This is a genomic window from Lampropedia cohaerens (genome assembly GCF_001005215.1).
In the GTDB taxonomy this organism is placed as follows: domain Bacteria; phylum Pseudomonadota; class Gammaproteobacteria; order Burkholderiales; family Burkholderiaceae_C; genus Lampropedia; species Lampropedia cohaerens.
On the sequence record NZ_LBNQ01000023.1, the window covers coordinates 179,999 to 193,271 of the forward strand.

At 60.3% G+C, this 13,273-nt stretch carries 12 protein-coding genes, 1 pseudogene and 1 other annotated feature; of the genes and pseudogenes, 8 read left to right on the top strand and 5 right to left on the bottom strand.

Annotated features, from left to right (window positions below):
* The 3 genes from AAV94_RS07850 to AAV94_RS07860 are packed head-to-tail and all read right to left on the bottom strand — an operon-like array spanning nucleotide 1 to nucleotide 2,310.
* Nucleotides 1–918 (bottom strand): flavin reductase family protein, encoded by a 918-nt coding sequence (locus AAV94_RS07850; RefSeq protein WP_046741752.1) that lies wholly within the window; start codon nucleotides 916–918, stop codon nucleotides 1–3.
* Nucleotides 915–1,739, bottom strand: coding sequence for an alpha/beta fold hydrolase (locus tag AAV94_RS07855; protein WP_046741753.1), 825 nt, complete (start codon nucleotides 1,737–1,739; stop codon nucleotides 915–917). The genes AAV94_RS07850 and AAV94_RS07855 overlap by 4 nt, the downstream gene beginning before the upstream one ends.
* Nucleotides 1,708–2,310 (bottom strand): amino acid synthesis family protein, encoded by a 603-nt coding sequence (locus tag AAV94_RS07860; protein ID WP_046741754.1) that lies wholly within the window; start codon nucleotides 2,308–2,310, stop codon nucleotides 1,708–1,710. The genes AAV94_RS07855 and AAV94_RS07860 overlap by 32 nt, the downstream gene beginning before the upstream one ends.
* A 415-nt stretch (nucleotides 2,311–2,725) precedes the next feature.
* Here AAV94_RS07860 and AAV94_RS14635 point away from each other — a divergent pair.
* From AAV94_RS14635 to AAV94_RS07890, 3 genes and pseudogenes are all read left to right on the top strand, one after another.
* A pseudogene (locus AAV94_RS14635) lies at nucleotides 2,726–3,998 on the top strand (IS3 family transposase).
* Nucleotides 3,005–3,121: a sequence feature (AL1L pseudoknot), on the top strand. It overlaps the preceding pseudogene by 117 nt.
* A gap of 397 nt (nucleotides 3,999–4,395) precedes the next feature.
* Entirely contained in the window at nucleotides 4,396–5,070 is a 675-nt protein-coding gene (locus AAV94_RS07885) for a GntR family transcriptional regulator (RefSeq protein WP_046741758.1), read from the top strand.
* A 1-nt stretch (nucleotide 5,071) separates the two neighbouring features.
* Nucleotides 5,072–5,362, top strand: coding sequence for a DUF1330 domain-containing protein (locus AAV94_RS07890; RefSeq protein WP_046741759.1), 291 nt, complete (start codon nucleotides 5,072–5,074; stop codon nucleotides 5,360–5,362).
* A 214-nt stretch (nucleotides 5,363–5,576) separates the two neighbouring features.
* On the opposite strand, the gene hutG is transcribed toward AAV94_RS07890, so the two are convergent.
* Nucleotides 5,577–6,389, bottom strand: coding sequence for an N-formylglutamate deformylase (gene hutG, locus AAV94_RS07895; protein WP_046741760.1), 813 nt, complete (start codon nucleotides 6,387–6,389; stop codon nucleotides 5,577–5,579).
* Between the two features lie 37 nt (nucleotides 6,390–6,426).
* Nucleotides 6,427–7,464, bottom strand: coding sequence for a LysR family transcriptional regulator (locus tag AAV94_RS07900; RefSeq protein ID WP_046741761.1), 1,038 nt, complete (start codon nucleotides 7,462–7,464; stop codon nucleotides 6,427–6,429).
* 158 nt (nucleotides 7,465–7,622) lie between these two features.
* On the opposite strand from AAV94_RS07900, the gene AAV94_RS07905 reads away from it, so the two are divergent.
* The 5 genes from AAV94_RS07905 (at nucleotide 7,623) to AAV94_RS07925 (ending at nucleotide 13,256) form a co-directional block, all read left to right on the top strand.
* Entirely contained in the window at nucleotides 7,623–8,807 is a 1,185-nt protein-coding gene (locus AAV94_RS07905; protein ID WP_046741762.1) for an NAD(P)/FAD-dependent oxidoreductase, read from the top strand.
* A 27-nt stretch (nucleotides 8,808–8,834) separates the two neighbouring features.
* A complete protein-coding gene (locus AAV94_RS07910; RefSeq protein WP_046741763.1) occupies nucleotides 8,835–9,590 on the top strand; it encodes an electron transfer flavoprotein subunit beta/FixA family protein in 756 nt (251 codons plus the stop codon).
* A gap of 118 nt (nucleotides 9,591–9,708) precedes the next feature.
* On the top strand, nucleotides 9,709–10,653 hold the full coding sequence (locus tag AAV94_RS07915; protein ID WP_046741764.1) for an electron transfer flavoprotein subunit alpha/FixB family protein: 945 nt from the start codon (nucleotides 9,709–9,711) through the stop codon (nucleotides 10,651–10,653).
* A gap of 25 nt (nucleotides 10,654–10,678) precedes the next feature.
* Nucleotides 10,679–11,311, top strand: coding sequence for a HutD/Ves family protein (locus AAV94_RS07920; RefSeq protein WP_052754966.1), 633 nt, complete (start codon nucleotides 10,679–10,681; stop codon nucleotides 11,309–11,311).
* A 253-nt stretch (nucleotides 11,312–11,564) separates the two neighbouring features.
* Nucleotides 11,565–13,256, top strand: a complete 1,692-nt coding sequence (locus tag AAV94_RS07925; RefSeq protein ID WP_046741805.1) for an electron transfer flavoprotein-ubiquinone oxidoreductase — start codon at nucleotides 11,565–11,567, stop codon at nucleotides 13,254–13,256.
* The last annotated feature ends 17 nt before the right edge of the window (nucleotides 13,257–13,273 follow it).

The window sequence follows — 13,273 nt, forward strand, 5'->3', positions numbered from 1 at the left end:
TCAGCCTGCCTTTTTGAAAAGTTCACGGATTACGCCTGCGCTGTTATTGCCGTAATACAGGCCGTAGTTTTTCAATTCATCCTCTCGCCGGTATCGCTCCAGCATGCGGAGGACCGCAACGTCCTCAAAATTGAGCGTGTGCAGGTCGTCGAGACTGACGTATTGGCCAGCGAGCGGCTCGCTGACTGGCGAACTGCATAGGAACGTGATGTGCTGGCACCTTTTTTCGCTGTCGGTATAGACGGAATAAACGAAGTTGGCGCTGGCATCGGGCTGGAATTGATTGAAGAGCCTTGTGATCGCCTTGTCAGTGCCCGCCAGGTCCGTTGCCATGGCAGGCAGGGTCCAGCGACCGTTGGAAGCGGGAATCAGCAATACCTTTCCAGCGTGGCCAATGATGGCGCTGATGATGGTCTCTGGCGCCGTCTTCACTTCGGTGAACATTTTGTTCGGGGTAAAGTAGCCGCCTCTGTAATACCCCAATCCGGCAGGGCCGGCAGAGTGAAAGTTCTCCACTCTTCCGATCAGAATCGAGTGGTCTCCGGCGTCGATGACCGCATGCATGGCGCAGTCGAACCATGCGCTCACGCCCTCCAGTAGCGGACTGCCGCAGTCACTGAAGTGCCATGCCACATTGGCGAAACGGTTTTCGCCGGGGCGTGCGAAGGTATTGGATATATCCACCTGATCCTCCGCCAGCACATTGATCGCAAAATGCGAGGCATTAATGAAGCTCGTATGGTTTCTCGAAGACTTGGCGATGCTGATTTGCAGCAAGGCCGGCTCCAGCGAGACGGACGAAAACGAATTGGCGGTAAATCCGATTGGTCCGATCTCCTGCACATGGGTGGTTGCCACCGTCACTCCAGTCATGAAGGTGCCGAACGCCTCGCGCAGTTCCTTGGTCGTGTGGCTCATGTACTTGCTCCCAACGATTCTTCTGACGGCGCCAACGCGGTTATTTGCATCCAGTCGCTGAGCGCCTGATTCACCGCGTCCGGCGCGGTGAGATTCACCATATGTTTGTGACCGTCTATAACTACGGCATAGGCCTGCTGACCTAGGCTTGCCATGCGAACCGCCATTTCTGCTGTGGAGTTAGGGTCTTGTGCGCCAGTCAGCACCAAAGCCGGGCAGGCAATTTCGGGCCACCGGTCGGCATAGACTTCGTCACCCAATGCAAAAGCCCGATAAGCTGCTGCGTAACCTGCCAGGTCCACGCTCTCCAGCCAGCCTCGAACGCGATCTACCACTACTGGATCGTCCGTAGGGTCAAACCAGCGCGACAGCGGCGCCTGCACATCGAGACCGCCGGTCTGCAACTGATGTGCACGTCGGAGCACTGCGGCGCGCGCCTCTGGGCTGCGCCTGTGTACGCCATTGACGGCAGCGACGCGCGTGACGAGCTCCGGCCGCTCGATGGCCGTTCCCACTGCCACCAGGGCCCCCATCGAGTGCCCGGCAAGGCTGACTGGCCCGACATCCAGACGCTCAATGCATTCGGCCATCCACCGCACATAGTCCTGCAGACCGACTTCGCCGGCGAGACCCTCGCTTGCTCCATGTCCCGGCATGTCCACCGCAATCACGCGATAGTTGTTGGACAAAAATTCAATCTGGGGATGCCATGCCAGCGCCTGCATGCCAACGCCGTGGACCAGCAGCACCGGCTCGCCGCTGCCGCTGTCCAGGTAGTGCACCAGCCGATTACTTGACAGCCGCAGGGTTCGAGAGGTCATGGCCAAGTTCTTTCAGATCGGTATAACGATCACCAATGCGGTGGTGCGGGCGTCCGGCAGTTGCTGCGCCCAGCACCACAACGATCTCATCTGCTGCTGGGGCGTCGGCAATGGAGAACTGCAACGTCAGGTAATGAGAGCGGCGCCCTTCGTCGTTTTTGTCCATCATCGGCACCTGAATGGGTGCAGCTGCCGGTCCGCGCGTGTTGGTGAAGGCCAGGTAGCTTTTGGCGCCGACTGCCTGGCGATAGATGTTGCCGAAATGCAGCGTGTGAATCAGCGCCGAGGCATGCTCAAGCTCGCCATCAAGGCCGACCACAGCGCTTTTTCCAAATGCCTCGACTGCTTCCCCCGAGCCTGCGGACTCAAGGATGAGGGGTGTCAGATGCGCGCTCAAAGTTGGCGCCACTGCACGAATTTCAGCAGAAAGATCGTCGACGAATCCGCGCCCCGCCCAAGGGTTCCTAATGACTGCTGCGGCGCCGATCATCTTTAGTGGGCGAGTCCCCTCGCGCCCCCCGTCAACATAGACGGTTTCAACATACACCACTGTTTTTCGAATCAGACTCATTGCCATTCCTTTGGAAGAAAACATATCCTAAATACAGGAATATGAATTATGGTATTCAGTATGTTGGTATACCAATAGGTGTATACCCCAAGCTGCTGCTCGTGGTTTAAGCAATATGCATGCCATCGCTCTTTGCGTGGAGCCATTGCAACCGCCGCAGGGTGGGTGCAATGGCTCCACTACTTTACAGTGCGTGCAGGGCACCCGATTGGTGAGTGTTTTGCCATGCGCTCACCGCAGTGGTGCAATCTGGTGTAGCAATCGTGTGGTGCTGGGATGCGTGGAACGTTAGAACCAGAATGCTGTTGGCGTTAGGGCCAGCAGCATTGAAAGGATGAGCGAAGAACTAATTTTTCAGACCGCTTTGAACCGCCCGGGGATTCCTGGAGGCTCCAACTCTTGAGAGGATGGAGTCATGAGCAAGCCAGTGAAGTATTCCCCGGAAGTGCGGGTGCGAGCGGTGCGGATGGTGCTGGAGGCACCAGGACACGCACAGTTCACAGTGGGCGGTGATCGAGTCGATTGCCGGGAAGATCGGTTGCACGACCGAGACGCTGCGCAACTGGGTGCGGCGAGCCGAGCGTGACCAAAGGCTGCGGCCAGGGCTGACGACGGACGAGCGGGCGCGGATGAAGGCGCTGGAACGCGTGGTGCGGGAACTGCGGCAGACCAACGAGATCCTGCGCAAGACCAGTGCGTATTTCGCCCAGGCGGAGCACGACCGCCGCTTCAAGCCATGATCGGGTTTGTCGCCAACCATCGCGACGCCTACGGAGTCGAGCCGATCTGCCGGGGACTGGAGATCGCTCCGTCGACCTGTTACAGCCATGCGGACCGGGAGGCCGATCCCGAGTCTCGTCCGGATCGGTGGTGGCGAGATAGAGCGCTGGAGGTGGAGGTCCGCCAGGTGTGGGACGAGAACAAGCAGGTGTACGGGGCGAAGAAGGTCTGGAAGCAGTTGCTGCAGGAGGCTGGCAGGTGGCGCGTTGCACGATGGAACGGCTGATGCGGCGGCTGGGGTTGCATGACGTGATCCGTGGCAAGCCGGTCAAGACCACGATCAGCGACAAGGCGCAGCCGTGTCCGCTGGATCGGGTGAACCGGCAGTTCCATGCCGACCGGCCGAACGCGCTGTGGGTGAGCGACTTCACCTACGTCTCGACCTGGCAAGGCATGGTGTACGTGGCGTTCGTGGTGGACGTGTACGCGCGCCGGATCGTCGGCTGGAAGGCGTCCAGTTTGATGGCGACGGACTTCGTGCTCAATGCCCTGGAACAGGCGCTGCACGCCCGGTGAGCGCAGCTTCGCGCGTATCGACCGACCCGATCTCGTCTTCTTACCCATCAACACCTCCATTCAAGAATGTGTTGCGACGACGGGTTGAATCCACCCAATACGTATCGATCCGCTACAGCGAACGCCTGGCCGAGGCCAGGATCGAACCGTCGGTGGGCAGTGTGGGCGATTCGTACGACAACGCGCTGGCCGAGACGATCAACGGACTGTACAAGGCCGAGGTGATCCGCCGCCGGTCATGGCGCAGCCGCGAGCAGGTGGAACTGGCCACGCTGGACTGGGTGCACTGGTACAACCACAAGCGGTTGCTGGAGCCGATCGGGCACGTCCCGCCAGCGGAAGCCGAAGCGGCTTACTATCGGCAACACACCGGTCAGGCCAAGGCGGCCTGACTCAACCCAAACGGTCTCCAAGAAAGCCGGGGCGGTTCAGAGACTGTGAACAGGTTCTTAAACCGTTATGCCCGAACGCAAGAATCATGTTGGCATGATCGCGCACGCGACAACCGCCTGTTCGTTTGAGCGGTGCCGTACCGCTACCGAGCTGGCATTGCTGGGTATCTGGTTAGCCGGAAAGTTGCGACGATTTGCGTGTTGTCCCATGTCAGTTTCCCTGCTGGCGCCGCTGGGGCGTCTGGGGCGCGCATTCCGGGCGCGGGCGCCGACAGCTTGTGCTTACATTGCGTTTTCAGTGGTGGCACTGAGGCGGGTTCGGGCGACAGTGCATGGCAGCAGCGGATAATGCCAAGCGGTAGCAGACGGTCGCTACACTTACTCGGACAGTTTTGCCATGGACCTGAAAATTCAACACTCACCAGTGACACTGCGCGAGATCTGCGTGGACAAGGTGCGCAAGGCCATCATCGCGGGCTACTTCACTTCAGGTACAAGGCTGGTCGAGCGCTCATTGTGCGAGGAGCTGGGCGTCAGCAGGACTGTCGTGCGTGAAGTGATTCGATACCTGGAAGCCGAAGGACTGGTCGAAATTCTACCCAACAGGGGACCGATCGTGGCCCGGCTCGATTGGGATACGGCGCGCCAGATCTACAGTATCCGCTTGCAGTTGGAGCAAAGCGCCGTGGCCGAATGCACCAGCAAGCTGACCGATCAGTCGGCCAAGGCGATCCAGTCTGCGCTACTCAGCCTTAAAAAAGCGCTCAAATCGAATGACACCGGCCTTATTACCGATGCGTCCGCCAAGCTGTACGAAACGATATTTCTCACCGCCGAGCAGAATGTCGCTTGGGAAATCGTGCAGCGTCTCAACAGCCGTATCAGCCGGTTGCGTGCGATGACCATGAAGTCCACGGATCGCGAGGTTTCAGGCTATGACCGGATCAGGCAGATTTGTGAGGCCATCTGCGTACATCGCGACGCTGAGCTTGCCAAGCAACGCGTGGCCGACCACATCAATGAGGCCGCTTCCATTGCCAAAGCAATTCTTCACACTAATAAAAGGAGTTGATATGCCTGCCTATTGGATTGCACATGTAGATGTGCATGATCCACAACAGTATCGCAACTACACCGATCTCGCGCCTGAGGCCTTCCGCAAATATGGCGCGAAGTTTCTGGCACGTGGCGGTAAGTCGCAGACCTTGGAAGGGCCGGCGTTCGAACGCAACGTGGTCATAGAGTTTCCCGACTTCCAGGCTGCGATTGACTGCTACAACTCTGCTGAGTACCAGCTTGCCAAGACCAAGCGCATTGGTCACGCCGTATCTCAGGTCACGATTGTCGAGGGTCTGCAGGCTTGAGTCTGGTATTGGCAGGCGCATCACGTCTGCCAATGTCAACACGCGCGGCTGACACCCTTTGGGTTGGAATCATCGGGTGTATACCACATGACTGTCCAAATGCCAGTCAAGCCACTCGCTTGACCCCGTGTGCAATTGGCATTGCATCGCACGGCAGCACTCACAGGTGTCGGATACAAGGGCTCTTGAGCCGGAGCTCCCCGGACTCGCCTGCTCAGGGCGCCTTGACTTGCGCCAGTGCACTGCCCAGCATGGTCTTGAGCAAGGGCTGAACATTCTTGGCCAGATCGGGACGATAAGCGAATGGCGCCGTCTCATTCATGTACAGGCATTGCGCCATTTCAAGCTGAACGGCGTGAAAGCCTTGCTGTGGCTGGCCGTAGTTGCGGGTGATGTAGCCGCCCTTGAAGCGGCCGTTGACCACATGGCTGAATTGCACGTCTCCGCTTTGTTGATTCAGGGTTTGTTCGATGGCAGCAAGGACTTGTGGCGCACAGGATGCGCCTGAGTTTGTGCCCAGGTTCAGATCCGGCAGCTTGCCTTCAAACAGTCGCGGCAGCACGCTGGCAATGGAATGGGCTTCCCACAACAGTACCTGCCCATGCTGTGCCTTGATGCGATCGAGTTCGCTGCGCAACGCATCGTGATAAGGCTGCCAGTAGGTCTGACGACGGCGTGCGATCTCGGCATCGTCAGGTTCCTTGCCCGGCTGGTAAAGCGGTTGTCCTTTGAATGTTTCCGTCGGACACAGACCGGTGGTCGTCTGGCCGGGGTAGAGGCTTTCTCCGGTAGGAGGACGATTCAGGTCGATGGCGTAGCGGGAGACTTTCGCCTGCAGCACGGAGTAGCCCAACTCCTTGGCAAAGGCATAGAGCTGGTCGAGATGCCAGTCGGTATCGGCTAGGACGCGCGCCTCCTCGGTCATGGTGGCGAGGATTTCCTCAGGCAGACGTGTGCCCAGATGAGGAATGGAAACAAGCAGCGGTTGATTGCCCTGATGCAGTTCGTAGAAGTCAGTGGATGGCATGGTGTATGGCTCCGCAATGAAAAAAGTTGGACAGGAGTTAGGAGAAAGAGGCAGCGCTAGGCAGGCTCACGACGTCTGTGCCAAGCGCTGGCATGGCACGGCGCAGATCGGGAATGACGTTTTGTAGCAACACCCGGCGAGTCAGGGTGGCAATCTCCTCGGCGCTGGCGGACCATTGGCGCTCGCGGCACAGCAAATGGAAATCGCGCTGACCTAGCCGTGTGGCAGGCAGGCTGACCACCTGAACCTCGTCAAGCCAGGCACGTGACTGCCACAGACATAACGGGGTGCTGATAGCCCAGCCAAGGCCGGCGGCCACCATGCTTAGCAGTGGATCGGTGGCATCGAAGGCGTAACGCTGGGGAAAGCTCAATCCCAGGTGTCGTATGAAGCGTTCGATTTGCTGGCCAATCACCGAGCGCAGGGTATAGCGGATCAGGGGCAGTTGCGGCAGTGCCTGCAGTTGCGCACGCAGGCGTTTGGTGTCGTTGTCAACGCCTTGTTCCATGAGGGGTCCACTGACATTTTTCGGGAATACCGCCACCCAGCTCTCGGACAGCAGCAAGTGCTGTGTCACGCGCGGATCGGTCGGGACCTCGGTGCAAATGGCCAAGTCCAGATCGCGAGCCAGCAATTGGCTGTTGAGGCCCGGCGTCAAGCCAGACCAGAGCTGCAATTCGCGTGCGGAACCCGACAGCGCGTGAATCAGTGCTGGGCCGACGGTGGCGGCAAAGGAATCCACACAGCCGAGACGAATCTGCGCATGATCCTGGCGCACGCGCTGGCGCAATTGCTCGGCCATGTCACGCGCCTGTGTCAGCAAGGCCTCGGCCATTTCCAGCAGGATGCTGCCTGCTGGTGTGGGGCGTGCTGGCCGCACTTCACGATCCAGCAGGGCAACGCCATACGTGTTCTCCAGCGTCTTGACCATCTGGCTGACCGCGCTCTGACTGACACCCATGTGCTGCGCTGCCAGAGACATGGACCCCGCTTCGCACACCGCCAGAAAGGTCTCCAGCGCGTGCAAGTCGGGGAGCGAGCGCTCGTGGCGAAGGGCAAGAGAAGAAGGTGTCATGGCTAGCCTGTGATGAATATGGTCCGAGATGTTGCAAGGACCGTACAAATATGCACAAAAACTAATACTGTCAATAAGTATTACTTAAGCAATGGCTGTGCCACGGCGGCGTTCGTAAGCTTGCGGCTCATCACCTCATTTCGAGCTTGGAGTCCTTTATGGAAAAGTACGACGCAATCGTTATCGGTGCCGGAGTCATTGGCACTTCGGTGGCATTTCATCTTGCCCGGCTGGGCTGTCCCCGCGTGCTGGTGCTGGATCGCACGCTCATTGGAGCTGGGACGACCTCGCAATCCAGCGGCATTTTGCGCACGCACTATTCAGTGATCGAGAACGTGCGCCTGGCGCAGGCATCCTGGGCCGTATTCAATGACTTTGCCAACTACTTGGGCGATGGGGAGGCTTCAGCCGGCATGGTCAAGTGCGGCTACATGATTGCTGCGCCGGAAGGACCCAAGCTCGCGCCGTTGGCAGAAGCTCTCAAGGCGCAGCAGGCCCAAGGCATAGAAGTGCGCCTGCTGGGGCGCAGCGAGGCGACCAGCCTGCTGCCAATTGCGCGCTTTGACGATGCCGCCTTGATTGGCTACGAGCCGGAGGCAGGCTTTGCCGATGCCTACCTCGTCGCCACCAGTTTTGCGCGTGCGGCACGCCATCTGGGTGTAAAGATCATGGAAGGCGTAGAAGTCGAGGAACTGCTACTCGCCGACGGCAAGGTCAGTGGTGTACGCACCTCGCAAGGGGTATTCCATTCCGACACTGTGATCAGTACGCAGAACATCTGGGCCAAGGATATCGAGCGCTGGACCGGCATACCAACCCCCGTCGTACCCGAGCGCCACAGTGTTCTGGCGCTGGAAGGCCCGCAGGCCTATACCTTCAAGATGCCGGTCTACAAAGATCTGGGATCGCCCGGAATGCTCTATTGCCGCAGTTACGGTGGCACTCAGATGCTGGTCAGCGAAGGCATCGTTGGTGAAACCCTGCCAGAGCCGGATAACGAACAGGGCGATATCAGCATGGATTACATGGTCGATATCGGTGAACAGGTGGCACAGCGATTTCCCAGCTTTGACGAAGCCGGCGTGGCCTCGTCATGGACAGGCGTCTATGACGTGACACCGGACTGGAATCCGGTGCTGGGGCGCTTGCCCGACGTCCCCGGTCTGGTAGTGGGCTACGGCTTCTCTGGTCACGGCTTCAAGCTCTCGCCAGCGGTGGGACTGGTGCTGGCGCAATGCGCGCTGGGACTGCCGACCGAGGTGGATATTACGCCTTATGCGCTGGAGCGTTTCCGCGAAGGCCATCTGCTGACCGGCAAGTACGGCCTGGGCGCGGTGTCCTGATTGCTCAACGATTGAGGAGATTGAATCATGCATGTTCTCGTATCTGTCAAACGCGTGATTGACCCGAACGTCAAGGTTCGCGTCAAAAGTGACGGCAGTGGCGTGGAAACCAGCGGTGTCAAGATGTCGCTCAACCCATTCGATGAAGTGGCGGTTGAACAGGCAGTACGCCTGAAAGAACAAGGCGTTGTAAGCAAGGTCACGGTGGTGGCCATTGGAGCGCCGATCTCGCAGGATGTGCTGCGTACCTGCCTGGCCATGGGGGCGGACGCTGCGGTACTGATCGAAACCGATGGCTCGCCACTGGAGCCGGCGCAGACGGCAGCGTTGCTGCAGGCTTACCTGGCTCGTGACCCGGCTGATCTGGTGCTCTGCGGCAAGCAGGATATCGACGATGACCTGGGTGCCACAGCCCCCATGCTCGCGGCCCTGCTGGACTGGCCGCAAGCTTTCTCGGCTAATCACCTGAGCGTGGAAGGTGGACAGCTGGAACTGAGTTGCGATGCCGACCAGGGCACGCTGCACCTGTCCATGCCACTGCCGGCAGTGGTCAGCGTGGATCTGCGCATGGCCGATCTACGCCACATTACCTTGCCTGCGATGATGCGCGCCAAGAAGGCCACCATCACCACACTGACGGCCGACCAACTGCAGGCCATTGCCGCCGCCAGCGTGCAACAGTTGCATATCGGCGAACCGCCTGCGCGCAGTGCCGGTGTGCGGCTTGACAGCGTAGCGGCACTGATTGATCGCCTGCGCGCCCTGCCGGTCATGCAGAACTGATGGATTGCACACAAGCCAAGATACAGCGCCTGTACAGGTTTTCGTTCACTCGCCATGCCTGTTTCCACACTTGCCGCTCGGTAACGGACATGCTGCGCACAGATTTACAGAAATTGCCATGAAAGCTCTCATCATCGCCACACACGACGGCCAGCAATTGGACCCGACTCTGGCCAATGTCATTACTGCTGCTCTGCCATTGGCCACTGATGGCGTGGCGGTGCTGGTGGTTGGCCACAATGTTTCCGCGCTTGCACAACAGGCCGCAGCCCTGGCTGGCGTGACCAAGGTGTTGCAGGCAGACGCACCGCAGCTGGCCCATCCCAATGCCGAAACGTTGGCACGTCAGGTCACCGCACTGGCTGCCGGCTATGACTGGGTACTTGCCGCGCACAGTCTGGTGGCGCGTGCTGCCCTGCCACGCGCTGCCGCACAATGCAAGGCGGCCTGGCTGACCGATGTGATTCGCACGGCCGCTGATGCGCTGGAGCGCCCGGCCTATGCAGGCGCCGTGATTGCCCGTGTCAAGCCGTTGGGTGCGCAGACCTTCCTGACCGTGCGTGCCAGTGCCTACAGCGCAGCAGAAGTGGCTGCGCAGGCTGCGCCAGTTGAGGCCGTGGCGGCGGTGGATGCCGATACCCGCACACAAGTGCTTGGCACGGAAAGTGCGTCAAGCACCAGGCCGGACTTGGCCCGTGCCCGCATCATCATCTCGGGGGGGCGCGGCGTTGGTTCAGCCGAGAACATGACCAAGCTCGAGGCACTGGCCGATCACCTCGGCGCCGCTGTCGGAGCGTCGCGCGCGGCAGTCGATGCAGGGTTTGCGCCCAATTCAGTGCAGATTGGCCAGACCGGCAAAGTCGTTGCCCCCGAGCTTTATGTGGCACTGGGCATCTCGGGCGCGATCCAGCACCTGGCAGGCATGAAAGACTCCAAGTGCATCGTTGCCATCAACAAGGATCCGGAGGCGCCAATCTTCCAGATCGCCGACTTTGGCGTCACCGGCGACTTGTTCGAGGCCCTGCCGCAATTGCAGTCGGGCCTGCCAGCAGCTACTGCTTGAGCCACTTCCTTCAGGAGCGCTTGCCATGCCAGAGACCAGAACGATTGAGACCATCAACCACTTCAATCTGACGCAGCTGCCGTTGCAACCGTGGCAAAACGGGGGCGGAAAGACACGCGAGATTCTGGCCTGGCCTGCTTCATCGCAGTGGCAGTGGCGCATAAGCCTGGCCGAGAACACGCAGGCAGGTGCGTTTTCCGAGCTGCCCGGTGTGGATCGCACGGCGATGCTTTTCGAGGGCGGTCCGTTGCAATTACTGGATGCCACCGGGCAGGTTGTCTTCAATTTTGACAAGCCGGGAGCCCTCCGTTCCTTTGCTGGTGAACTGCCCTTGCGCAGCCAACGGCCGCAAGCCCCCGCGCAACTGCTAAACGTGATGACACGCCGCGGCCAGGCCCGGGCGGAGGTGGTTTGGCACGGCGATCGCAGTGGCACCTTTGTGCTGCAAAAACACTCCGACTGCGTTTTGCTGGCAGCCAGAGGCAGCTGGCAAGTAAGCCTGCAGCCGCATGATTCGGCGGCTTTGAGTGCCTCCTATATCCTCAAGGAACGCTGCGGTCTGCGCATCCGTGGCGCACAGGGGCGCGTGCGGCTCCAAAGCACGCAAGCTGAAGGGGCTCTGGCACAAGTGGTTCTGGAGCCATTGAACAAGCCCTAGACGCAATCAGCAAGATCCCGTGTGTGGCAAGGCGCGCCGCTGTCGTGGACAGATACGGCACACGACGGCAACCCCGGACCACATATGGCGATGCGATTGCCCGCATGGTCTGCGAGGTGAGCCACCGTCGTGTGACGGGCACCTTCCAGTCCTTTCCCAGGCCCGCAAGCCCTGTGGCTGGGCCCTCTCCCACATGAAGAAGCAGACTGTCCGCGCCACTGAGTCGGCGGTTTGGCACCAACACCAGAACAAGATGACCCCGCAAGAAATCCTAGAGCAGTACGGCCCGCGTGAGTCGATGGAATACGACGTGGTGATTGTTGGCGCCGGGCCGGCCGGGCTGGCTACGGCGATCCGGCTCAAGCAGCTGGCAGCCGAGAAAGACCAGGAGATCAACGTCGTCGTGCTTGAGAAGGGCTCCGAGCCCGGTGCGCACATCCTCTCGGGCGCGGTGATGGACCCGATTGCGTTGAGCGAGCTCATCCCCGACTGGAAGGACAAGGGCGCGCCGCTGAACCAGCCTGTCACCGCCGACGAAGTGCTGCTACTCAGCGAGACTGGCGCTACCAAGACGCCTGCGGCACTGGTGCCCGACAACTTTCACAACAAGGGCAACTACGTCATCAGCCTGGGCAACGTCGTGCGCTGGCTCAGCCAGCAGGCCGAAGCACTGGGCGTGGAAATCTTCCCCGGCTTTGCCGCCACCGAAGTCGTCTACAACGAAGACGGCTCCGTCAAGGGCATTGCCACCGGCAACATGGGGCTGGGCAAGGACGGCCAGCCCACGGCCGAGTTCCAGCTCGGTATGGAACTGCACGGCAAGTACACCATCTTTGCCGAGGGCGCGCGTGGCCAGCTCGGGCGCCAGCTGCTGGAGCAATTCAACCTCCAGTCCGACTCGGCGCCGCAGAGCTTTGGCATCGGCATCAAGGAGCTATGGGAAGTGCCGCCCGAGAAGGCGCAGCCTGGCCTGGTGGTCCACACAGCCGGCTGGCCGATGGACAAGGAAACCTTCGGCGGGGGCTTTCTCTACCACATGGAAGGCAACAAGGTCACGCTGGGCTTTGTCATCGGCCTGGACTACAAGAACCCGTGGCTGAGCCCGTTTGAGGAGATGCAGCGCTGGAAAAAACACCCAGCCATTCTCAAGCACATCGAAGGTGGCAAGCGCCTGGGCTACGGCGCGCGGGCGATCAACAACGGCGGCATCCCCAGTCTACCCAGGACCATCTTCCCCGGTGGCGCGCTGGTGGGTTGCAATGCAGGCTACCTCAACGCCAGCCGCATCAAGGGCAGCCACGCGGCGATCAAGAGCGGCATGCTGGCGGCCGAGGCGGTGTTCGAGGCGGTACAAGCCGGGCGCCAGCACGATCTGCTGAGCGCCTACCCGCAGGCGTTCGAGAAGAGTTGGCTGTACCAGGAGCTCAAGGCCGCCAGCAACTTCAAGCCATGGTTTAAGAAAGGCCGCACCGTTGGCATGCTGATGACCGGCATCGAGCACTGGCTGCTGCCCAGGCTGGGCATCAAGACACCGCCGTGGACGCTCAGGAACCCCGCGCCCGACCACACCTTCCTCAAGCCAGCGGCGCAGTGCGCCAAGATCGACTATCCGAAACCCGATGGTGTCATCACCTTCGACCGGCTCTCGAGCGTATTCATCAGCAACACCAACCACAGCGAGGACCAGCCGGCGCACCTGACGCTCAAGGATGCCAGCGTGCCGGTGCAGGTCAACCTCAAGCAATACGGCGGACCCGAGGCACGTTACTGCCCGGCGGGCGTGTACGAGTTCATCGACGATGCAGCCAGCCCTCAGGGCAAGCGCCTGCAGATCAATGCGCAGAACTGCGTGCACTGCAAGACCTGCGACATCAAGGACCCGACCCAGAACATCGTCTGGGTCGCCCCCGAGGGCGGCGGCGGGCCCAATTACGTCGAGATGTGATTCACAAGGTCGCCCCG